Source organism: Methylobacterium sp. UNCCL125 (assembly GCF_900116795.1).
Lineage (GTDB): Bacteria > Pseudomonadota > Alphaproteobacteria > Rhizobiales > Beijerinckiaceae > Methylobacterium > Methylobacterium fujisawaense.
Window position 1 is genome coordinate 71,239 of sequence record NZ_FPBW01000022.1, and the last position, 20,245, is coordinate 91,483.

Consider the following 20,245-nt stretch of genomic DNA (forward strand, 5'->3'; position numbering starts at 1 on the left):
GACGCGCACTCCGCCTCACCCCCGGCTCAGGCGCCGGGCATTGGCCTGGACCTTCCGCCGGTAGCTGCGGATCACCTTGCCGTTCGAGGCCCCCGCGGCGAGCATCAGAGCCGCCTCGCCGGCGGCCAGCATCTTCTCGGTCACCATGAGCTGCGCCTCGACCTGCGCGGCCGGCCCCCCGAGGGCGAACATCGCCATCCGCTGGGCGATCACGCCCTGAGCCTCCAGGCCGAGCATGGCCATGTCGAGGCTCGTCGTCCACCAACCGCAAAACATCATCGTCCTCAAAGGCGTCCGCCACGGCCAAGCCCGGCACCATACGCCGGAGCGGCGGCTGGAGCGGCAGGGAAACGACTTAGCTCGCAGAATCGGGCAGAAAAGGCGTCCGGCGATCGGATGACGGTCACGGTTGCGCGCCATGCAGGGCCCCGCGGCCGCGCCCGTCTTTGCGCCGTCTCGATCGATGCCGTAAGCGCCCCGGAGCCCCATTCCCGGACACCGCGCCCGCACTTCATGATTCGCCTGGACAAGATCACCAAGCAGAACGGGCGGCAGCTCGTCTTCATCGAGGCCTCGGCCGCCCTGCAGCGGGGCGAGAAGGTCGGGCTGGTCGGCCCGAACGGGGCCGGCAAGACCACCCTGTTCCGGATGATCATCGGCCAGGAGCAGCCCGACGAGGGGCAGGTCGCCGCCGACCGCGGCATCACGATCGGCTATTTCAGCCAGGATGTCGGCGAGATGTCCGGCCGCAGCGTCGTCACCGAGGTGATGGACGGCGCCGGCCCGGTGAGCGCGGTGGCGGCCGAACTCGCCGAGCTCGGCGCGGCCCTCGCCGACCCGGACCGGGCCGACGAGATGGACGCCCTGATCGAGCGCTACGGCGAGGTCCAGGCCCGGTTCGAGGAGCTCGACGGCTACGCCCTGGAGGGCCGCGCGCGGGAGGTGCTCGACGGCCTCAGCTTCAGCCAGGAGATGATGGACGGGGATGTCGGCGCCCTCTCGGGCGGCTGGAAGATGCGCGTGGCGCTGGCCCGCATCCTGCTGATGCGCCCGGACGTGATGCTCCTCGACGAGCCGTCCAACCACCTCGACCTCGAGAGCCTGATCTGGCTCGAATCCTTCCTGAAGGCCTATGACGGCGCCCTGCTGATGACCTCGCACGACCGCGAGTTCATGAACCGCATCGTCACCAAGGTCATCGAGATCGACGGCGGCGCGCTCACCACCTTCTCGGGCGACTTCGCCTTCTACGAAGGCCAGCGGAAGTTGAACGAGGCGCAGCAGTAGGCGCAGTTCGAGCGCCAGCAGGCCATGCTGGCCAAGGAGATCGCCTTCATCGAGCGGTTCAAGGCCCGGGCCTCCCACGCCGCCCAGGTGCAGAGCCGGGTGAAGAAGCTCGACAAGATCGAGCGCGTGGAGCCGCCCCGGCGGCGGCAATCGGTGGCCTTCGAATTCCAGCCGGCGCCGCGCTCGGGCGACGACGTCGTGATGCTCAAAGGCGTGCACAAGCGCTACGGCAGCCGCACGATCTACGAGGGCCTCGACTTCTCGGTGCGCCGCCGCGAGCGCTGGTGCGTGATGGGCATCAACGGCGCCGGCAAGTCGACGCTCCTGAAGCTCGTGACCGGCACCACCGCGCCCGACGACGGCTCGGTCACGGTGGGCGGCAGCGTCAAGCTCGGCTACTTCGCCCAGCACGCCATGGACCTGCTCGACGGCGACCGCACCGTGTTCCAGACCCTGGAGGAGGCCTTCCCGCAGGCCGGACAGGGCTCGCTGCGGGCGCTGGCCGGCTGCTTCGGCTTCTCGGGGGACGATGTCGAGAAGCGCTGCCGGGTGCTCTCGGGAGGCGAGAAGGCCCGGCTGGTCATGGCGCTGATGCTTTACGATCCGCCGAACTTCCTGGTGCTCGACGAGCCGACCAACCACCTGGACATGGGCACCAAGGAGATGCTGATCGAGGCGCTGGCCAACTACGAGGGGACGATGCTGTTCGTCTCCCACGACCGGCACTTCCTGGCCGCACTCTCGAACCGGGTGCTGGAGGTGACCCCGGAGGGCATCCACCAGTATGGCGGCGGCTACACCGAATACGTGGCCCGCACCGGCCAGGAGGCGCCGGGCCTGCGGAGCTGACGGGCGCGGACGGATCCCGTCCCGGTGCGGTGCGACCGGCGCGCCGCTATCCCCCCGGGAGGCCCCACGCTAGGCTGCGCCGAAACGGCCCCGGGTGAGATGCCGTGCGACGCCTGCTGAAGTTCCTCCACACGATGGGATCCGCCGGGCTGCTGGGGGCGATGGCGTCCCTGGTGGTCATGCTGAGCCTCGCGCCCGCGCCATCCGCGCTGGCGGGATACGCGGCGATGCGGGGCGCGATGGGGGCCGTGGCCACCTGGATCTTCCTGCCCGCCCTGGCGGTGACGCTGATGTCCGGCCTGCTGGCGATGGCCCTGAACCGCGCCTTTCTGAACGCCGGCTGGGCATGGCTCAAGCTCGCCACCGGGGTCCTGATGTTCGAGGGCGGCCTGGTCTACGTGCAGGGACCGATGAAGCAGGAGGCGGAGCAGAGCGCCCGGGCGCTGGCCGGCCTCGTCGATCCCGCCGTGCTGGCCGTGTCGCTCCCCGGCGAACGCGGGACCCTCTGGGTGCTGCTGGCGGTCGCGACCGCGAATGTCGCGCTCGGGATCTGGCGGCCCCGGATCCTGCGGATCCCCCAGTAGGCGCGCCGCATCCGCCGATCAGCTCCGTCCCGGCGCGGCACGACCGGCGTCGGAACCCGAAAGACGCGCCGAATGCCGCGTTGAGTTGCCGGCTACCGAACTACTTTCCGATGCAGAAGCCGCTGAATAGGCGGTCGAGCACATCCTCGACGCCGACATGACCCGCGACCTCGCCCAGCGCCCGGACGGCGAGACGCAGATCCTCCGCGGCGAGCTCCGGCAATCCGCCCGTGCCTTCGAGCAGGCGGTCGAGATGGCCCACGCAGGCTTCGAGGGCGGCCCTGTGCCGGGCCCGGGTGATCAGCGCATCGCCGGTGCCGAGACCGGATTCGGCCGCAGCCTGGATGGCATCCAGCAACCGCGCCATGCCGGCGCCCGTGCGGGCCGAAACGGTCGGACCGTCCGACTCCCGTTCCGTTTCTGAGCCGGCAAACAGATCGGCCTTCGTGCGGACCGTCAGGATCGGCGTGCGGGTCGGCCCGAGATCCGGAACCGCCCCGTCGGGGGGTACCAGGGCGATCACCAGATCGGCGCTGTCGATCCGCGCCCGCGTCCGCACGATCCCCTCCGCCTCGATCGGCTCCGCGGTCTCCCGGAGCCCGGCCGTGTCGACCAGCAGGACGGGCAGGCCGCCGAGGTCGAGCCGCACCTCGATGGCGTCGCGGGTCGTTCCCGGACGGTCCGAGACGATCGCCACGTCCCGTCGGCTGAGGGCATTGAGCAGGGTCGACTTGCCGCTGTTGGGTGCCCCCGCCAGCACCACCGTGAAGCCCTCGCGGAGGCGCTCGCCCCTCTGCCCGTCGCGCAGGGTCCCGGCGATCGCATCGCGAAGCCGCGCGGCGCGGCCGAACAAGGCGGCGTCGAGCCCGGCATCGTCCACGTCGCCCTCGTCGGCGAAATCCAGCGCCGCCTCCGCGGCGGCGAGGCAATCGACCGCTTCCGCCCGCCACGCGGCCACTTGCCGGCTGAGGGCGCCGTCGAGCTGACGGAGGGCCTGCCGGCGCTGGCCCTCGGTCTCGGCATCGATCAGATCGGCGACGGCTTCGGCCGCGGCGAGATCCATCCGGCCGTTGAGAACCGCCCGACGGGTGAAGGCGCCCGGCTCGGCCGCGCGGCACCCGGGAAACCGGGCAAGCGTGGCGAGAACGCCCATCCGCACCGCCGCACCGCCATGGAGGTGCAGCTCGGCCATGTCCTCGCCGCTATACGTGTCCGGCCCCGGAAACCAGGCCACCAGAGCCCGATCGAGTTCGGTGCCGTCGGCCGGATCGCGCAGGCTTCGCAGGGACAGCCGGCGGGGTGGCGGCAGGCTCCCGCAAAGGGCGACGAGCACGTCGCGCGCGGCCGGGCCGCTGATGCGGATCACCGCGACGGCCGCGCGGCCGAAGCCGCTGGCCGGTGCGAAGAGGGTCTCGGCTTGGGTCATGATCCGGCAGGGTCGTGCGGAGGGGCAGAGTTTCACGTGAAACAGGTGCGGGTGCCCTATACCATTCCGGCGTCGCGGTGCCGCGCCGGGTTGCGGTGTCGCGCCCTCGAACCCGGATGCGCCATGCTCGTCACGACCCGCCGCACCGTCAGCCTCGGCCTGCTCGCCGCGCCCTTCACCCTGCCCCTGCGGGCCGCCGAAGCGGAGCCGGACTGGGGCACCCTCGAGCGTCGGCTCGACGGTCGCCTCGGCATCGCGGCCGCCACGGCGGACCGCGTCCTCGCCGCCTATCGCGCGGACGCGCGCTTTCCCATGTGCAGCACCTTCAAGGTGCTGGCGGTGGCGGCGGTGCTGGCGCGGGTCGATACCGGCCGCGAGACCCTCGACCGGATCGTCGCCTACGGTTCCGGCGACCTCCTGAGCTACGCGCCGGTGACCCGGAAGGCCCTGGAGGCCGGTGCCGGGACAGGGCAGATGACCGTCTCGGATCTCTGCGCGGCCGCGATCGTGTGGAGCGACAACAGCGCCGCCAATCTGCTCCTGGCGAGCCTCGGCGGCCCCGAGGCGCTGACCGCATGGCTGCGCGGCACCGGTGACCCCGTCACCCGCCTCGACCGGACGGAGCCCACCCTCAACACGGCGCTCCCCGGTGACCCGCGCGACACGACCACGCCGGACGCCATGCGGGCGAGCCTGGGCCGGATCCTCCTGGGCACCGTCCTGTCGCCGGCGTCGCGCGGCCGGCTGGAAGCCTGGATGATCGCCTGCGAGACCGGGCGCAAGCGCCTGCGGGCTGGGCTGCCGCCCGACTGGATCGTGGGCGACAAGACAGGCAGCGGCGACAACGGCTCGGTCAACGACATCGCGATCCTGCGGCCGCCGGGGCGTGCACCGGTGGTCGTGGCGGTCTACGTCACCGGCTCGACGGCGTCCCCGGAGACCTACGAGGCGGCCTACGCGGAAATCGGCCGGCTCATCGCCGCGCGAGCACAGGCAGCCTGACCGGACGACCCATGAAGACCCCCGCCAAGACCACCCGCGCGACGCTCGCCCTGGACAAGGCCGGGATCCGCCACAGCCTCCACGTCTATGCGTACGATCCGGACGCCCCGCGCATCGGCCTGCAGGCCGCGGAGGCGCTCGGGGTCGCGCCCGGACGGATCCTGAAGACCCTGATGGCGGCCGTGGACGGACGGACGATCTGCCTGCTCGTGGCCTCCGACAAGGAGGTGTCGATGAAGCGGGTCGCCGCCGCCTTCTCGGGCAAGGCGGCGGCCATGCTCAAGCCCGCCGATGCCGAGCGGCTGACCGGCTACCATGTCGGCGGCATCAGTCCCCTGGGGCAGAAGCGGCCCGTCCCGACGGTGATCGATGCCGGATCGCTGACCGACCCGGCGGCCGAGATCCACGTGAACGGGGGCGGTCGGGGCTTGCAGATCCGCCTGACCGAAGGCGATCTCGTCGGCGCCCTGAAGGCCCTCGTCGTACCGCTCACGTGAGCGCGCGGTAATCATCCGTTTACCCTGCCGCCCCACGGTGACGCCTTCCGGCGGAGACGGGTACGGCATGCGGAAGACGGGACGAAGGGCGATGACGGCGCTCGGATTCGTCCTGCTGCTCGCGGGATCGGCCCGCGGGGCGGATCTCGACATCCGCGGAACCGCCGAGACGGGCGTGGGGGCCAGCCCGCGCTTCTTCCCGCGCAACGACGGGCTCGATCGCCGCCCGGTCTACGCCGTCCGGTCCCGTCCCGTGCCGGTGGGCTGCACGCCCCGCCGGGTGCCGGTGCCCACCAACGCGCCGGACGATCCGAGCTATGTCGGCTCCGAGTACGGCCTGGGGCATCCGAGCTATTACGGCTTCACGCCGCCGCCCGGCGTGGACGATCCCTTCGGCCGCTCCCTCCTGCCCTACTGCCCCTGACGCCGAAACACGCGCCATTCCGGAGACCGCGTCGCCGCGGCAGATCCAGGCCCGTGTTCACGCAGGCTGATCGGAGTGCCGGATTCCACCGCTCCGCATCATGCTCTAGACCGGCCCTGCCCTCCCCCGGAGCCCGTCCCGTGCCCGAGCCGACCCTTCAGCCCTTCCGTGATCTCGCAGCCCTGCGCCGATGCGTCGCCGCGTGGCGCGCGGCGGGTGAGCGCGTCGTCCTGATCCCGACCATGGGGGCCCTGCACGAAGGGCATCTCGCCCTCGTGGCCGAGGCGCGGCGGATCGGCCGCCGGACGGTGGCGAGCATCTTCGTCAATCCGACCCAGTTCGGCCCCAACGAGGATTTCTCCCGCTATCCCCGCGACCTGGAGACCGATCTGGCCCTGCTCGCGCAGGCCGGCGCGGATGCCGCCTGGACGCCCGGCGTGGAGACCATGTACCCGCCGGGCTTCGCCACCCGGATCGAGGTCGCAGGCCTGACCGAGGGCCTGTGCGGCCCGTTCCGGCCCGGCCATTTCGCCGGCGTCGCCACGGTGGTGACCAAGCTCCTCAACCAAGTCCGCCCGGACGTCGCCCTGTTCGGCGAGAAGGATTTCCAGCAGCTTCGGGTGATCCAGCAGGCCGTGGCGGATCTCGACCTCGCGGTGGAGATCCACGGCGTGCCGACCGTGCGGGAGCCCGACGGCCTCGCGCTGTCGTCGCGCAACCGCTACCTCTCGGCCGAGGAGCGTGCCGTCGCCCCGAAGCTTCAGGCGGTCCTGGGTGAGATCGCGGCGGCCTCCCGCAACGGCACCCCCGTGGCCGGACGGATCGCCGCCGGGCGGGCGGCGCTGGAGGCGGCGGGGTTCCGGGTCCAGTATCTCGCGGTCTGCGACGCCCGGACCCTGGCGCCGGTGGAACGGGTCGACGGCCCGGCCCGCGTGCTCGCCGCCGCCTTTCTGGGCCGGACCCGGCTGATCGACAACCGCGCCGTGTAGGCTGGCCGGCCCCGGGCCGGCGGCGCGGGGATCGGGGGAATGCACCCCCCAGCCGGCCCGCCGGGTGTTGCCCCCGGCCCCTCGACCGGCCCCGCGCCGTCGTGGCCGTCTGGCCACGGCCCTCGGACTTTTCGGATTTTGCGGCATCGGCTCATTGGCTCCGGCCGGCCGACCTGTTCTCTGCTGGGACCGTGAATGGACTGCGCACCGCTCCGGCCGTCCTGGCCATGTCCCTCGCCCTGGCGGTGCCCGCGGGCGCCGGGGAGGACGCGTTCGAGGGGATGGCCGGCCCGTACGGCGAGCGTCTGCGCGTCGATGCCAAGGGGCTGACCCTCACCTTCCCCGCGCCCGATGTGAAGCTCCAGATCGGCGGCCGGCTGCATATCGACGGCGGTGCGGCGGGTTTCAGCCGGCCGGACCTGCCCGAGGCCTTCCCCGACACCGTCGCCGTGCGCCGGGCCTGGATCGAGCCGACGCTCACCATCGGCCGCGACTGGGTGATCGCCTTCCAGTACGATTTCGCCGACCCGATGCTGCCGATCAACGACGCGCTGGTGGCCTGGAAGGGACTGCCGGACACGATCCTGACGCTCGGCAACATGAAGGAGCCCTTCAGCCTGGAATGGCTGCAGAGCAACAACGACACCCTGTTCGTCGAGCGCTCGGTGGCCAATGCCCTCGTGCCGGAGCGTCGCTTCGGCGTCGCGGCCGGGCATCACGGGCAGGCCTGGACCGCGGTGGCCGGCCTGTTCGGCAACGCCGCCAGCAACGGCATCGACGGCGATGGTGTCGCGGTGGCGGCCCGCGCCACCGTCGCGCCGATCATGACCGCCGACGAGACCCTGCATCTCGGCCTCGCCGGGATCGTCCGCAACCGGTCGCGGTCCGACGGAGCCTTCGGCTTCTCGAGCCCCGCGGGAGCCTTCCTGTTCGAGCGCCACCTGGTGGACACCGGCGATCTCCCCGATGCCGCCAGCGTGTCCCGGCTCGGGGCCGAATTCGCCTATCGCCGCGGTCCGGTCCTGATCCAGGCGGAATACATCTACGCGGCGCTGCAGCCGTTCCGCGGCCCCGGACAATCCGGCTCCGCGCTCGACTTCCAGGGCGGCTATGTCGAGGCGGCGCTCGTGCTCAACGGCGAAGGCCGTGCCTACGCGCTGACGCCGCAGAGCGGCACCACCTACGCGACCTTCAGGGGCGTGGCGGTTCCGGAGGCGCAGCGTGTGTCCCACGGCGGGATCGGCGTGTTCGAACTGGCCGCGCGCTACAGTGCCATCGACCTGAACGCCCGCGGCTTTCGCGGGGGCATGGAGCAGGACGTGACCCTCGGCCTGAGCTGGTATCCCGAGCCGAATCTGCGGCTGATCGGGAACGTCATTCACGGGCGCGTGCAGCCGGGTGAGGCCCAATCCGCGACCCTTGGCACGGCCCCGTTCTCGGTCGACACGGTGATCGCACGCCTGCAGATCTACTGGTGACGGCGCGTGCCGGGAAAGCCAGCGGCCTCAGCTGACGCCCGTCACACCGCCCGGCGCAGGACCGATCGGAACGGGCGCCGTTCGGGCGTCGGTTCCGGGGGCGGCACGGGCTGCTCGACGGGCGGGGCGGCCAGAACCTCCGACCGGACCGGCCGCGGGGCCGCGAAGGCCGTGCCCTGGGCGAACGGCACGTCGAGGTCGATCAGGTCCGGGACGTCGGCCTCGTCGGCGACGCCGGTGGCGATCAGGCGGATGCCGGCCCGGGTCAGGGCCGGTGCGATGTCCTCCACGGCGATGTCGGACAGGCTGCCCCGGTCGGAGCGCGGGCGCAGCAGCATCTCGGCCGGGACCTTGACCTGACCGATGCCGCGGTCCGCGAATTCGGCCGCATCGAAGCGCAGGTCGTCCGGACGGTCGAGGCTGAAGCCGATCCGACCCCGGAGCGGCGCGAGCAGGCCCCGCTGGCCTGCATCGAGACGGCGCCAGCTCGCCTGCGGCAGGGCGATGGTCAGACCTGCCAGGGCCGGATCGTCGGTGGCGGTGCGGGCGAGCTCGCGCAGGAGCCCGGGCTCGAACAGCGACAGCGGCGACAGGCTGTAGGTCAGCAGCGTCTCGCTGCCGCGCCGGGCGAGGTGACGCGCCACGATGGTGGCCCGCTGCAGCATGCGGCGGTCGAGTTCGGTGGTCCGTCCGAAGCGCTCCAGCACGGGCAGGAAGACTTCGGGCTCGGCCGGCGGAACGCCGGGGCCGCCGATCCGGAGCCGGGCCAGCGCCTCGTAGGCCACGACCTTGCGTTGAGGCAGGGTGACAACCGGCTGCAGATGGATCTCCAGACCGTCCCCTTCGAAGGCGCCGATGAGACCGGCCTCGTCGACGGGGGGAGCCGCGGGCCGGGGCGGGATCGGCCGCGGGGGGATCGGCCGTGCCGGGACGGATGGGGCCGGGTTCGGGGCCGGTTGCGGGTCCGGCGGAATCGCCTGCGGCCGGAGCGCCCCGTCCTCGCGCGGGGGGGCGACCGACACCTGCGGACGCGGCAGGGCCGGGGCCGGGGCGGCGTCCGGAAGGGCCGCGCCGGGCGCCGCCTCGGGCTGCGGCCGGAGCGCCTCCGCCGGCCGGGCCTTGAGGGCCGCGATCTCGGCATCCTGCGCGCTCAGCACGGTGGTGAGGTCGCGCACGATGCCGCTGAGCAACCCGAATTCGACCGTCAATTCCTCGATCTGCGCCCGCAACGCCGCCTCGGCGGCTTCGGGGCGCGGCTGAGCCGCGGCGCCGGCCCCCGCCGTCTCGACCTTGAGCAGGCGCCGGGACAGCAGATCGACCTCGCCGGACAGCTTCTCGCAGCGCGCCTTCAGGGTGGCGATACGGGTCAGGGCGAGACCGCCGGCCAGGGCGGCGGCGACGCCGAGCGTCATGGCACTCCAGAGCGGCAGGAACACCGCGAGTGGCCCGAACACGACGAGCCCGAGAAGGCCGACCGTCAACAGCCCCGCATACCGGCCGAGGACCGGGACCATCGTCTAACCACCTGCCGGGAACGCGCGCCGGTCGCCGGGGGACATCCCGAGCGAACCCCACCGGGCGCGAACCGAATCACTGGATCATTGGCCGGGCGCACCGGGCCCGGCAAGGCTCCGGGAGGAGGATGATGCGCCATCACCTGTTAATTCCGGGCGGTGTGACGCCGGCGCCCGCTGGAACGTTGCGGAATCATCACGGCGGATCCGATTGCGAGGCGCTCCGGGGAGGGTTGCGCGGCTTGCGAATGCGGAGGGGATGAAAAAGGGTCATAAAGCGTGGCCATGACGTTCGTCCCCCCGCGTACTTCCCGATTTCGCGCCGTTCTCGGCGCCGGCGCGCTCCTCGCGGCCTTCGGCGCGACGGCGCCGCAGGCCGCGGATCTCGGCGCAGATCTTCCGCGCACCACGCCGACCTTCGCGATGATCGATCCCAATACGTGGATCGTCACGCTGAGCGGCTCGATCCAGGCCGTGCCGCGCTATCCCGGCGCCAGCGACTACACGGCCGTCGGCTATCCCTCGATCGATATCCGCCGGGTGGGCGAGCCGCGCCGCTTCTCGACGCCGGATGACGGGTTCAGCCTCTCGCTGTTCGACACCGAGTCGTTCCGGATCGGCCCGACCGCGCGCTTCGTGCCGGGGCGCTATTACGGCGACGACCGGCGGCACCTGTACGGCTTCCGCGACGCCCGCTTCGCGGTGGAGCCGGGCGTGTTCGCGGAATTCTACCCGGTCTCGTTCATCCGGACCCGCGTCGAGGTGCGCCAGGGCCTCTACGGTCACCACGGCACGGTCGGCTCGGTGGCGGCCGACTACCTGATCCCCGCGGAGAAATTCCTGTTCTCCATCGGGCCGCGCCTGAACATCGGCGATGCCAGCTACGCCCGGAAGTATTTCGGCGTCTCCCCGATCGAGGCGGCGCTGAACGGGCGCGTCACCCCCTACGACCCGCGCAGCTTCTACTCGGCGGGCGTGCTCGGCGGCGTGACCTACACGCAGAGCGAGACCTGGGCCTACACGGCCTATGCCGGCTACACCCGCATCCTGGGCGCCTCCGGCAACAGCCCGCTCGTGCGTCGACCCTTCGGCAATCCCAATCAGTACCAGTTCGGCCTGCGGATCGATTACGCCTTCCGGATGCCTGCGCTGTTCTGAGCCGCACGCACGGCTTGCACCGGTCGCACCCGGGCCCGACATCCCGGCGATACGACGGAAGGCGATACGGCTGATGGAGGCCCGGATGGACGAGACGCGCACCGACCTGCTGATGCGGGTGGAGGGGATGACCTGCGACGGCTGCGCCGCCGCGGTGACCCGCACGGTGAAGCGGATCGATCCCGCGGCCGACGTGCAGGTCGACCGGGACGCCGGGCGGGTGGCGATCCGCACCGGCGCGCAGGCGCTCACCCTCGCCGAGGCCCTGACCAAGGCCGGCTACACCGCGACGGCCATGACGGGCTGACGCCGAGTCGGGTCCCGGAACGCCGGATCCGGGGTGTCGGGCTGCGGCGGCAGATGTCGCGGCGCTCCATCGTCCTGGCCAAGCCGTCATCCTGGCCAAGCAGGTATCGGGACGATGATGGCCGGCCTCCGAGGAACCCCGCTCAGGAGCGGCTCAGGAACATCCCCGTCAGCAGCAGGGCGAAGCCCGCGAGGCCGAACAGCCCTTCCTTGCGCTGGGTGCGGTCGAGGAAATGGGCGGCGGCGCCGGCCGCGCAGCAGGCGGCCCCCAGACCGATCGTCAGGGACGACATGTCGAATCTCCTCATCCCGCGTCGCCCCGCGACGCGGCGAAACAGTCCCTCTCGTGAGCCTGCCGGACGGCGCTGTCCGTTCAGGATGAAGTCACGGCGCAAGACTTGCACGCTCCGGGGTGACTGGCAAGCGACGATAGCCAAGTCCTCACGCATCCTTCACGAGCAATGCTTGAGGTGACGATAGATCTCGGCGCTTCGATCGCACCGAATATCGTATCCATGTCCGGCTTCGACCGGCGACCCGGATGAAGGCCGCGTCTGGCGAAGGACGACGGGGATGCGTTGACCGCCGCGCCCGCCCCCGCTTAGACCTCCCGGAAGAACCGCCGCCCCCGGGCTCCAGTCCGGAGGACAGCGGGTGTGCGTCACCCGCATCCGCGGCGGGATGTCTGCGAAAGGCTGCTCGTCACCCCATGCTCACCACCTCCTCCGCCCGGTTCGACGTCGCGGTCGTCGGCGGCGGCCATGCCGGCGTCGAGGCCGCGGCCGCGGCGGCGCGCTGCGGCGCGCGCACGGCGCTGGTCACCCACGATCCGGCGACGATCGGGGCGATGTCGTGCAACCCGGCCATCGGCGGTCTCGGCAAGGGCCATCTCGTCCGCGAGGTCGACGCCCTGGATGGGCTGATGGGTCGCGTCGCCGACGCGGCGGGCATTCAGTTCCGCCTGCTCAACCGTCGCAAGGGGCCGGCGGTGCGCGGCCCCCGGACCCAGGCCGACCGCAAGCTCTACGCCGCCGCCATGCAGGCCGCCGTCGCCGAGACCGCGGGGCTCACGGTGATCGCGGGCGCCTGCGAGGATCTGACCTTCGACGCGGATGGCCGCCTCTGCGGCCTCGGTCTGGCGGATGGGCGCACCCTCGCCTGCGGCGCGGTGGTGCTGACCACCGGCACCTTCCTGCGCGGGCTGATCCATATCGGCGAGCGGCAGACCCCGGCGGGCCGGGTCGGCGAGGCGCCGGCGATCGGGCTGGCGCAGACCCTCGACCGCCTCGGCCTTCGCCTCGGACGCCTGAAGACCGGTACGCCCCCGCGCCTCGACGGACGGACCATCGATTGGTCGGGCCTGGAGATGCAGGAGGCCGACGCCGAGCCGGTGCCGTTCTCGACGCTCACCGAGCGGATCACGACGCCACAGATCCGCTGCGGCATCACCCGGACGAGCCAGGCCGTCCATGACCTGATCCGCGCCAACCTACACCGCTCGCCGATGTATTCCGGCGGGATCGCCAGCCGGGGCCCGCGCTACTGTCCGTCGATCGAGGACAAGGTCGTGCGCTTCGGCGACCGGGAAGGGCACCAGATCTTCCTGGAGCCCGAAGGCCTCGACGATCCGACGATCTACCCGAACGGCATTTCCACGGCGCTGCCGGAGGAGGTCCAGCACGATCTCGTCCGCCTGATCCCCGGGCTGGAGCGGGCCGCGATCCTCCGGCCGGGCTACGCCATCGAGTACGATTACGTCGATCCCCGGGAACTCGATGTCGGCCTGCAGGTGAAGCGCCTGCCGGGCCTGTTCCTGGCCGGCCAGATCAACGGCACCACGGGCTACGAGGAGGCGGCCGGCCAGGGGCTGGTGGCCGGCCTCAACGCCGCTCGGCACGCGGGCGGCCGTGGCATCGTGGGCTTCGACCGGGCCGAGTCGTATCTCGGCGTGATGATCGACGACCTCGTGACCCAGGGGGTCAGCGAGCCCTACCGGATGTTCACCTCGCGCTCGGAGTATCGGCTGTCCCTGCGGGTCGACAATGCCGACGCCCGGTTGACGCCGCGGGGGATCGCGCTGGGCTGCGTCGGCGGAGACCGGGCAGCCCATTACGCGGCCGGACAGGCGGCCCTGGACGAAGCCCGCGCCCGCCTCGAAGCCGTGAGCCTGACGCCGAGCCAGGCCGCGTCCCATGGGATCAGCCTGAACCACGATGGCATCCGCCGCACGGGCTTCCAGCTGCTGGCCTATCCGGAGATCGCGTGGTCCGATCTGGCGGCGGTGTGGCCGGACCTCGCGGATGTCGCCCCGCGGATCGCCGACCGGATGAAGACCGACGCTACCTACGCGGTCTATCTCGATCGTCAGAACGCGGACATCGCGGCCTTCCGCCGGGACGAGGCGGTGCGCCTGCCGCCGGCCCTGGATTACGCGACGATCAGCGGGCTCTCCAACGAGATGCGGGTGAAGCTCGAGACCGTGCGCCCCGGGACCCTCGGACAGGCGGCGCGGATCGAGGGCGTGACGCCGGCGGCCCTGACCCTGCTGGCCGCGCATGCGCGGCGCGGCGCCCGATCGGTCCCAGTCGCGGCCCCCGTGGACCCGCTTTCGGCATGAGCGATCCGGATCGCGCCCGCGTCCTCGCGGCTTCCGGTGTTTCACGTGAAACAGCCGAGCGGCTCGACCTCTACGTGGCCCAGCTGCGGCGCTGGCAGCCCATCAAGAACCTCGTCGGCCCGGCGACGCTGACGGAGGTCTGGAGCCGCCATATCGACGACGCGCTCCAGCTGCTCGACCTGGCACCGGAGGCGCGCACGTGGCTCGATCTCGGCTCCGGCGCGGGCATCCCCGGCCTGATCCTGGCCATCGCCGGCCAGGAGCGCGGCATCCGGGTGGACCTCGTGGAGAGCAACGCGCGCAAATGCGCCTTCCTCACCGAGACCGCACGGCTCACCGGAGCCCCGGCCCGGGTGCGCAACGCCCGGATCGAGGCGGTGATCGGGGACTATGTCGGCACCGACGTGGTCTGCGCCCGCGCCCTCGCGCCGATGACGCAGCTCCTCGCCTGGACCGAGCCTCTGTTGAAAACGGGCACCACCGGACTGTTTCCGAAGGGCCGGGACGTACAAGCCGAATTGACCCAGGCCGGCGCGCAGTGGACAGTCGTTAACGACCTCGTGCCGAGCCGGACCGATTCCGATGCCCGGATCGTGCGCGTCACTGCCCTCGCCGCCCCGAGCCACCGATGAGCGAAGCGATCCTCGGCGATTCCGCCGACCGGTCCATGGATTCATCCATGCGACGCCCTCTGCGCGTTCTGGCGCTCGCCAACCAGAAGGGCGGCGTCGGCAAGACCACGACGGCGATCAACCTCGGCACCGCCCTGGCGGCGATCGGCGAGGATGTGCTGGTGATCGATCTCGATCCGCAGGGCAACGCCTCCACGGGTCTCGGGATCGACCGCGCCAAGCGTAGGGTCTCGACCTACGAGGTGATGGCCGGCGAGGCCTCCCTGGCGCAGGCCGTGGTCCCCACGGCGGTGCCGCGGCTGTCCCTGGCGCCCTCGACCATGGACCTCCTCGGCTTGGAGCTGGAACTGGCCACCCTGCCCGACCGGGCGCACCGGCTGCGCAGCGTCCTGAAGAGCCTGACCCAGGCGCCGAGCCTCAGCCGGATCAGCTACGTGCTGATCGACTGCCCGCCCTCGCTCAACCTGCTGACCATCAATGCCCTGGCGGCGGCCGACGCGGTGCTGGTGCCGCTGCAATGCGAGTTCTTCGCCCTGGAAGGCCTCAGCCAGCTGCTGCGCACCGTCGAGCAGGTCCGCGGCGCCCTGAACCCGAAGCTGACGATCCAGGGCATCGTGCTGACGATGTTCGACCCGCGCAACAACCTCTCCGCCCAGGTGGTGGCGGATGTGCGCGGGTTCATGGGCGACAAGGTCTACGAGACCGTGATCCCGCGCAACGTCCGGATCTCCGAGGCGCCCTCGCACGGCAAGCCGGCGCTGCTGTACGACCTGAAATGCGCCGGCAGCCAAGCCTACCTGCGCCTCGCCTCGGAGGTGATCCAGCGCGAGGGCCGGGTTCCGGCCGCGGCCTGATTGATTTGAGCCCCCTCCGGTTCGAAGAGGGGGAGTGTGGAGCGTGACACGGGTGGCGATCATGGCGGAGGAGGGGGCGAAGCCTCGACTGGGGCGCGGGCTCGCAGCGCTGATCGGCGATTTCAACGAGGCGGGCCGTGGGTCGGCCAAGGCCGAGGAGCAGCGCAAGGTTCCGATCGAGTTCCTGCGTGCCAACCCGCGCAACCCGCGCCGGAGCTTCGCCGAGACGGAGCTGTCGGAGCTCGCGGTCTCGATCGGCCAGCGGGGCATCATCCAGCCGATCGTTGTGCGGCCGATCGGCGACGTGCCCGGCACCTTCGAGATCGTGGCCGGCGAGCGGCGCTGGCGGGCGGCCCAGCGCGCCGGCCTCGACGAGGTGCCGGTGGTGGTGGTCGAGATCGACGACCGGGGCTCCCTGGAATTCGCCATCCTGGAGAACGTCCAGCGCACCGACCTCAACGCGATCGAGGAGGCGTCCGGCTACGAGCGCCTGATGAAGGATTTCTCGTACACGCAGAAGGAGCTGGCCGAGATCCTCGGCAAGAGCCGCAGCCATCTGGCCAACACGCTCCGGCTGCTCAACCTGCCGCTCTCCGTGCAGGAGCGGGTCTCCGCCGGCGAGCTGACCGCCGGTCATGCCCGCGCCCTGCTGGCGGTGCACGATCCCGAGGCGACGGCGCGCCGCGTCGTGGCCGAGGGTCTGTCGGTCCGGGACGTGGAGGCCATCGCCTCCGTGGAGGCCGCGCCGGCCGAGGCACCCCGCCCCGGGCGCCCGCGCCTCTCGGCCGAGCGCCCCGCGCCGGTGCGCGATCTGGAGTTGCGGATCCACCGGGCGCTCGGCGTCCCGGTCTCCTACAAGCCGAAGGACGCCGATTCGGGCGAGATCCGCATCCGCTACGAGACGAAGGACGAGCTTCAGGCCCTGCTCAACCGGTTCAAGGTCTCGGACGCCTGATCGGGCCCCCTGCCCTGCCGGTGGCGCTCGCAGGCGGGAGCGCGTGCCGTATCGGTGGCCGGAGCGCGTGTGTCGCCCGGCCCAGAGTTGGGACATGCGGGCCGGTCCGCAGTCCGGATGACCGGGGAGCCGGAACTTGGCGGACGGTGTCAGCGCGGCAGCTCGGAAATTCGGCGCCGACCGGGCCGGCGAATACGCGCAGCAGAGCCGGATCGCCCTGGCCGGCTACGAGGCCTGCCATGAGCTCGCCGCCTGCATGCTTGCCGCCGTCCTGGGCAGCGGCACGCCTGCGCGGCTGCTGATCGTCGGGGCGGGCGGGGGCGGCCCGGAGATCGTCACTGCGGCGGCCCTCGAGCCCGGCTGGCGCTTCACCGCCGTCGACCCGTCCAGCGCCATGATGGATCTCACGATCGCGCGGCTGGAGCAGGACGGTCTCCACGACCGGACCGAGATCGTCCTCGGAACGGTGGATGCCCTCCCCCAGGACGCGGTCTACGACGCCGCGACCCTGATCGGCGTGCTGCACCATCTGCCGGGCGACGCGGAGAAACGGGCGATCCTGCAGGCCATTGCCGGGCGCCTGAAGCCGGGCGCGCCTCTGGTGCTCGCCGGCAACCATTACGCGTATGCAAGTCAGCCCCTGCTGCTTGCGGCCTGGGGCGAACGCTGGCGCCAGCACGGCGCCAGCGCCGACGCGATCGAGGCCCGACGCGGGAAGATCCTGCAGGGGGCCGATCCGCCCCATTCCGAGGCGGCCGTCGCGGCCCTGCTGGATGCCGCCGGCTTCGAGCCCCCGACCCGCTTCTTCTCCAGCCTGTTCTGGGGCGCGTGGCTCGCGCTGCGCCGTGCCGGAAGCGCCGACGGCGCCTGAGCCCGGACTAGCGCCGCCGCCGCGCCCCCGCCTCCGCGACCCGCAGGAGGGCCGCCGAGGCCAGGGCGTGGGCCAAGTCGGGCTCCGCCCGCCGGCAGGCCAGGACCGCCGCCTGCAGGGCCGCGACGGCCTGCCGGAGGGTGCCGGGCGGCCAGGCGCCGAGCTGGCCCTCGATGCTGGCCTTGCGCTTGAAATGCAGGCCGCGCCACGTCGCGACCATCATGGCGGGCGTCTTGTCGGGATTGTCGAGCCGGGTGGTGAGCAGCGTCAGGGCGTGCCGCAGCGCCGAGCCCAGCACCACGCCGGGGTCGAGGCCCTCGTGCCGGAAGCGGCGGTAATCGCGCTCCACCGCGTCGCGGCGGCCGTCGAAGGCGGCATCGATCAGGGTGTTGAGCACGCTCGCCGCGACGTCGCTGGTGATCGCCTCCACATGGTCGAGGGTCACGGTCTTGTCCCCTCCCCCCTCGCCCCCGGCGTAGAGGGCGAGCTTCTCGATCTCCATCAGGCTCGCCCGGCGGTCGCCGCCGAGGCTGCGGGCCAGAACCTCCCGGGCGGCCCGGTCGATGCGCAGGCCACGCTCCTGAAGGGTTCGCTCGATCAGGTCCGAGAGGGTCCGCTCGTCGTCGGCATAGCAGGGGATCGCCAGAGCCTTCGGAGAGCGCTCGCACAGGGTGCGGAGCGGGTTGTTCTTGGCGAGATCCCCGGCCTCGACGACGATGCGGGCGTCGGCGACCGTCGCGCCGAGCACCGCATCGACGGCGGGGGCGTAATTGCGGGTGCCCGGACGGACCCAGATCGACCGGCGGCCACCGAACAGGCCCATCGTCCCGGCCTCGTCGCACAGCCGGCCCGGATCGGCCGCCAGGGCGTCGCCGTCGATCCGAACCAGCGCGAAGGGATCGGCCGGGTCGTCGACGAAATCCTCGGCGAGCTTCCGGGCCCGCTCGGTGACCAGCCCGGTATCCGGCCCGTAGACGAGGATGACGGGGATGCGCGGATCGGGTCCGCGCCGGATCAGCCCCTCGATCTCACCCGCCTTGACCGCCGTCACGTCGGATTACGGCTTCGTCGAGAGCACGGCAGCGAGGCGGCTCTTGATCTGATCGGACAGCACGCTCGCCAGCCGGATCTCGGCGTCCCGCGCCGCCCGTTGGCTGGCGAAGCGCTGGACCGAGCGATCGTAGGTCGCGGTCGAGGTGGCCACGCCCTCGGTATAGACCTTGGCGCCGCTCATATCCTCGAGGCTGTACTTGATGTTGGCCACCAGGGTGCCGGCCTCGGCGCGGCCGGTGGTGGAGGAGACGATCGGGGTCTGCACGATCTCGGAGCCCGAGAGCTTCAGCCGGTAGCGCTTGGTCGCCGGATGACCGGACCCGTCGAGATCGAAGACAAGTTCGCTGCGCAGGTAATGGCCGAGGCGCTCCTGCCCCTGGGCCATCGCCACGTCGTCGACTTGGACCGAGGCGAGCAGCGCCTGGACGGACTCGCCCGACGCGGTCGGCCCGTAGAGCGGCCGAAAGCAGGCCGAGAGGCTCAGCGCCAGGCCGGTCGCGCAGGCGAGGCGGACGATCCGCCTCGCGATGGAAACTCCCGAACCCACCATCCGCCGTCGTTCCGCCCCCGCTTGTCGGATCGTTCTAGCGCGGACACGGCATGCCGCGCCACGACGCTAGGGGGCAAACGTTACGATTCCTCTGCGGCAAGAGCGTGATCGTCCGGTTTCCGAATGTCATGCCGCGGCGGGAGAGAAATCCGATGACCGGCCGGAAATCCTAGGCGATCGCCGACAGGTAGGCCGAGACCGTGACGATCGCCAGCACCGTCGAGACCAGCACCACGGTGGCGGTCAGGTCGGCCTCGCGCCGATAGAACTCCGCCAGCATGAACGGTCCGGTGCCGGTGGGGAGGGCGGCCATGAGCACCGCGGTGTGCAGCAGGAGCGGGGGCAGGTCGAACAGGTAGCGGCCGAGGCCGTAGGCCAGCAGCGGATGAAGGGCGAGCTTGAGGCCGACGAGGAGCGCGGCGGTCCGCCCCTGCCCGCCGCCGGCGTGACGGGTCTGGGCCAGGAACAGGCCGAGCGCCACCAGGGCGCAGGGCGCGGCTGCGCCGCCGAGGAGCTTCAGGAAGGTCTCCGCGGATTCCGGCACGGTCAGTCCGGCACTCGGCACCAGGGCGCCCAGCGCCGGCGCCACCAGAAGCGGGTTGCGCATGAGCGAGCGGCCGACCGACCGCCAGACGGGCATGCGGGGCCCGCTCCGGCCCGACGCGGCCGCCTCGCGCCGCAGCCCGGTCTCGATCAGCACGATGGCCACCGCGAACACGCCGCAGACCGTCAGGATCGCCGCCACCGTGGTGGGGGCGAGCGCCTCGGGCCCGAAGGCGACCAGCGCCAGGGGGAACCCCATGAAGCCGGTATTGGCGTAGCCGGCGTTGAGCCCGTCCACCGCGGCATCGGCCAGCGGCCGCCCCTCCCCGCGCCGGATCAGCACGGTGAGGGCGAAGACCGCGAGACTGCTGAGACCGAAGGCGCCGATGAAGCCGGGCTTCCAGATGGCGCTCCAATGGGCGTGGGCGGTGACGTCGAACAGGAGGGCCGGCAGGGCCAGGAAGACCACGAACCGGTTGAGTTCGGTGGTGGCGGCGGCGCCGAGCACGCCGATCCGGCGGGCCAGCCAGCCGGCGAAGATCAGCGCGAAGATCGGCAGCACGACCAGCACGGTCGAGAGCATGGCGGGTCCGGGTCGGAGGACGATGCTCCGGCCTTAGGACGGTTTGCGGGGCCATCTCCAGTGCCGGGGGCGG

20 protein-coding genes and 1 pseudogene are annotated in these 20,245 nt (G+C 71.8%); 14 read left to right on the forward strand and 7 right to left on the reverse strand.

Annotated elements, in window-relative coordinates:
* Positions 1 to 15: 15 nt before the first annotated feature.
* On the reverse strand, positions 16 to 276 hold the full coding sequence (locus BM396_RS21795; protein WP_043384142.1) for a hypothetical protein: 261 nt from the start codon (positions 274 to 276) through the stop codon (positions 16 to 18).
* A 237-nt stretch (positions 277 to 513) separates the two neighbouring features.
* Here BM396_RS21795 and BM396_RS21800 point away from each other — a divergent pair.
* Both BM396_RS21800 and BM396_RS21805 read left to right on the forward strand, forming a co-directional pair.
* A pseudogene (locus BM396_RS21800) lies at positions 514 to 2,136 on the forward strand (ABC-F family ATP-binding cassette domain-containing protein).
* 104 nt (positions 2,137 to 2,240) lie between these two features.
* On the forward strand, positions 2,241 to 2,720 hold the full coding sequence (locus tag BM396_RS21805; protein ID WP_043356918.1) for a hypothetical protein: 480 nt from the start codon (positions 2,241 to 2,243) through the stop codon (positions 2,718 to 2,720).
* Positions 2,721 to 2,820: 100 nt separating this feature from the next.
* Here the strand turns inward: BM396_RS21805 and mnmE are convergent, their stop codons facing one another.
* The gene (mnmE, locus tag BM396_RS21810; RefSeq protein ID WP_043384040.1) at positions 2,821 to 4,146 is read right to left on the reverse strand and encodes a tRNA uridine-5-carboxymethylaminomethyl(34) synthesis GTPase MnmE; all 1,326 of its coding nucleotides are present in this window, start codon (positions 4,144 to 4,146) and stop codon (positions 2,821 to 2,823) included.
* A gap of 123 nt (positions 4,147 to 4,269) precedes the next feature.
* Between mnmE and bla the strand changes: the two genes are divergently transcribed.
* The 5 genes from bla (at position 4,270) to BM396_RS21835 (ending at position 8,536) form a co-directional block, all read left to right on the forward strand.
* A complete protein-coding gene (bla, locus tag BM396_RS21815; protein ID WP_043384043.1) occupies positions 4,270 to 5,148 on the forward strand; it encodes a class A beta-lactamase in 879 nt (292 codons plus the stop codon).
* Between the two features lie 11 nt (positions 5,149 to 5,159).
* Positions 5,160 to 5,645, forward strand: coding sequence for a YbaK/EbsC family protein (locus BM396_RS21820; protein ID WP_043384045.1), 486 nt, complete (start codon positions 5,160 to 5,162; stop codon positions 5,643 to 5,645).
* A gap of 67 nt (positions 5,646 to 5,712) precedes the next feature.
* Positions 5,713 to 6,069: a hypothetical protein gene (locus BM396_RS21825; protein WP_043356906.1), complete on the forward strand. Its 357-nt coding sequence runs from the start codon at positions 5,713 to 5,715 to the stop codon at positions 6,067 to 6,069.
* Positions 6,070 to 6,209: 140 nt separating this feature from the next.
* Entirely contained in the window at positions 6,210 to 7,058 is an 849-nt protein-coding gene (panC, locus tag BM396_RS21830; RefSeq protein WP_043356904.1) for a pantoate--beta-alanine ligase, read from the forward strand.
* A gap of 191 nt (positions 7,059 to 7,249) precedes the next feature.
* Positions 7,250 to 8,536 (forward strand): OprO/OprP family phosphate-selective porin, encoded by a 1,287-nt coding sequence (locus tag BM396_RS21835; RefSeq protein WP_043384049.1) that lies wholly within the window; start codon positions 7,250 to 7,252, stop codon positions 8,534 to 8,536.
* A gap of 41 nt (positions 8,537 to 8,577) precedes the next feature.
* Here the strand turns inward: BM396_RS21835 and BM396_RS21840 are convergent, their stop codons facing one another.
* On the reverse strand, positions 8,578 to 10,050 hold the full coding sequence (locus tag BM396_RS21840; protein ID WP_043384051.1) for an EAL domain-containing protein: 1,473 nt from the start codon (positions 10,048 to 10,050) through the stop codon (positions 8,578 to 8,580).
* Between the two features lie 285 nt (positions 10,051 to 10,335).
* Here BM396_RS21840 and BM396_RS21845 point away from each other — a divergent pair, with 285 nt between their 5' ends.
* Complete coding sequence (locus BM396_RS21845) at positions 10,336 to 11,208, forward strand: MipA/OmpV family protein (RefSeq protein ID WP_051976115.1); 873 nt, start codon at positions 10,336 to 10,338, stop codon at positions 11,206 to 11,208.
* 85 nt (positions 11,209 to 11,293) lie between these two features.
* Complete coding sequence (locus BM396_RS21850; RefSeq protein WP_043353346.1) at positions 11,294 to 11,515, forward strand: heavy-metal-associated domain-containing protein; 222 nt, start codon at positions 11,294 to 11,296, stop codon at positions 11,513 to 11,515.
* Positions 11,516 to 11,657: 142 nt separating this feature from the next.
* Here BM396_RS21850 and BM396_RS32895 read toward each other — a convergent pair whose 3' ends face one another.
* Positions 11,658 to 11,807, reverse strand: coding sequence for a hypothetical protein (locus BM396_RS32895; RefSeq protein WP_164706362.1), 150 nt, complete (start codon positions 11,805 to 11,807; stop codon positions 11,658 to 11,660).
* A 416-nt stretch (positions 11,808 to 12,223) separates the two neighbouring features.
* Here BM396_RS32895 and mnmG point away from each other — a divergent pair, with 416 nt between their 5' ends.
* From mnmG to BM396_RS21875, 5 genes are all read left to right on the forward strand, one after another.
* The gene (mnmG, locus tag BM396_RS21855; protein WP_043384056.1) at positions 12,224 to 14,131 is read left to right on the forward strand and encodes a tRNA uridine-5-carboxymethylaminomethyl(34) synthesis enzyme MnmG; all 1,908 of its coding nucleotides are present in this window, start codon (positions 12,224 to 12,226) and stop codon (positions 14,129 to 14,131) included.
* Positions 14,128 to 14,763, forward strand: coding sequence for a 16S rRNA (guanine(527)-N(7))-methyltransferase RsmG (rsmG, locus tag BM396_RS21860; RefSeq protein WP_043384059.1), 636 nt, complete (start codon positions 14,128 to 14,130; stop codon positions 14,761 to 14,763). Before mnmG ends, rsmG begins: the two co-directional genes overlap by 4 nt.
* Complete coding sequence (locus BM396_RS21865) at positions 14,760 to 15,617, forward strand: ParA family protein (protein WP_043354859.1); 858 nt, start codon at positions 14,760 to 14,762, stop codon at positions 15,615 to 15,617. Before rsmG ends, BM396_RS21865 begins: the two co-directional genes overlap by 4 nt.
* 61 nt (positions 15,618 to 15,678) lie before the next feature.
* Complete coding sequence (locus BM396_RS21870) at positions 15,679 to 16,572, forward strand: ParB/RepB/Spo0J family partition protein (RefSeq protein WP_043384146.1); 894 nt, start codon at positions 15,679 to 15,681, stop codon at positions 16,570 to 16,572.
* Positions 16,573 to 16,708: 136 nt separating this feature from the next.
* A complete protein-coding gene (locus BM396_RS21875; RefSeq protein WP_043384061.1) occupies positions 16,709 to 17,443 on the forward strand; it encodes a class I SAM-dependent methyltransferase in 735 nt (244 codons plus the stop codon).
* 7 nt (positions 17,444 to 17,450) lie between these two features.
* Here the strand turns inward: BM396_RS21875 and holA are convergent, their stop codons facing one another.
* The 3 genes from holA to BM396_RS21890 form a co-directional block, all read right to left on the reverse strand.
* Entirely contained in the window at positions 17,451 to 18,494 is a 1,044-nt protein-coding gene (gene holA, locus BM396_RS21880) for a DNA polymerase III subunit delta (protein WP_043384064.1), read from the reverse strand.
* Positions 18,495 to 18,500: 6 nt separating this feature from the next.
* Positions 18,501 to 19,046, reverse strand: coding sequence for an LPS assembly lipoprotein LptE (gene lptE / locus BM396_RS21885; RefSeq protein ID WP_043384065.1), 546 nt, complete (start codon positions 19,044 to 19,046; stop codon positions 18,501 to 18,503).
* Between the two features lie 169 nt (positions 19,047 to 19,215).
* On the reverse strand, positions 19,216 to 20,172 hold the full coding sequence (locus BM396_RS21890; protein ID WP_043346866.1) for an AEC family transporter: 957 nt from the start codon (positions 20,170 to 20,172) through the stop codon (positions 19,216 to 19,218).
* Positions 20,173 to 20,245 lie beyond the last annotated feature (73 nt).

What these genes read in the sequence shown, in the direction of transcription:
- BM396_RS21795 (WP_043384142.1), bottom strand. Translation starts at nt 276, where the DNA reads ATGTTTTGCGGTTGGTGGACGACGAGCCTCGACATGGCCATGCTCGGC.
- mnmE (WP_043384040.1), bottom strand. Translation starts at nt 4,146, where the DNA reads ATGACCCAAGCCGAGACCCTCTTCGCACCGGCCAGCGGCTTCGGCCGC.
- bla (WP_043384043.1), top strand. Translation starts at nt 4,270, where the DNA reads ATGCTCGTCACGACCCGCCGCACCGTCAGCCTCGGCCTGCTCGCCGCG.
- BM396_RS21820 (WP_043384045.1), top strand. Translation starts at nt 5,160, where the DNA reads ATGAAGACCCCCGCCAAGACCACCCGCGCGACGCTCGCCCTGGACAAG.
- BM396_RS21825 (WP_043356906.1), top strand. Translation starts at nt 5,713, where the DNA reads ATGCGGAAGACGGGACGAAGGGCGATGACGGCGCTCGGATTCGTCCTG.
- BM396_RS21840 (WP_043384051.1), bottom strand. Translation starts at nt 10,050, where the DNA reads ATGGTCCCGGTCCTCGGCCGGTATGCGGGGCTGTTGACGGTCGGCCTT.
- BM396_RS21845 (WP_051976115.1), top strand. Translation starts at nt 10,336, where the DNA reads ATGACGTTCGTCCCCCCGCGTACTTCCCGATTTCGCGCCGTTCTCGGC.
- BM396_RS21850 (WP_043353346.1), top strand. Translation starts at nt 11,294, where the DNA reads ATGGACGAGACGCGCACCGACCTGCTGATGCGGGTGGAGGGGATGACC.
- BM396_RS32895 (WP_164706362.1), bottom strand. Translation starts at nt 11,807, where the DNA reads ATGTCGTCCCTGACGATCGGTCTGGGGGCCGCCTGCTGCGCGGCCGGC.
- mnmG (WP_043384056.1), top strand. Translation starts at nt 12,224, where the DNA reads ATGCTCACCACCTCCTCCGCCCGGTTCGACGTCGCGGTCGTCGGCGGC.
- rsmG (WP_043384059.1), top strand. Translation starts at nt 14,128, where the DNA reads ATGAGCGATCCGGATCGCGCCCGCGTCCTCGCGGCTTCCGGTGTTTCA.
- BM396_RS21865 (WP_043354859.1), top strand. Translation starts at nt 14,760, where the DNA reads ATGAGCGAAGCGATCCTCGGCGATTCCGCCGACCGGTCCATGGATTCA.
- BM396_RS21870 (WP_043384146.1), top strand. Translation starts at nt 15,679, where the DNA reads ATGGCGGAGGAGGGGGCGAAGCCTCGACTGGGGCGCGGGCTCGCAGCG.
- lptE (WP_043384065.1), bottom strand. Translation starts at nt 19,046, where the DNA reads ATGGTGGGTTCGGGAGTTTCCATCGCGAGGCGGATCGTCCGCCTCGCC.
- BM396_RS21890 (WP_043346866.1), bottom strand. Translation starts at nt 20,172, where the DNA reads ATGCTCTCGACCGTGCTGGTCGTGCTGCCGATCTTCGCGCTGATCTTC.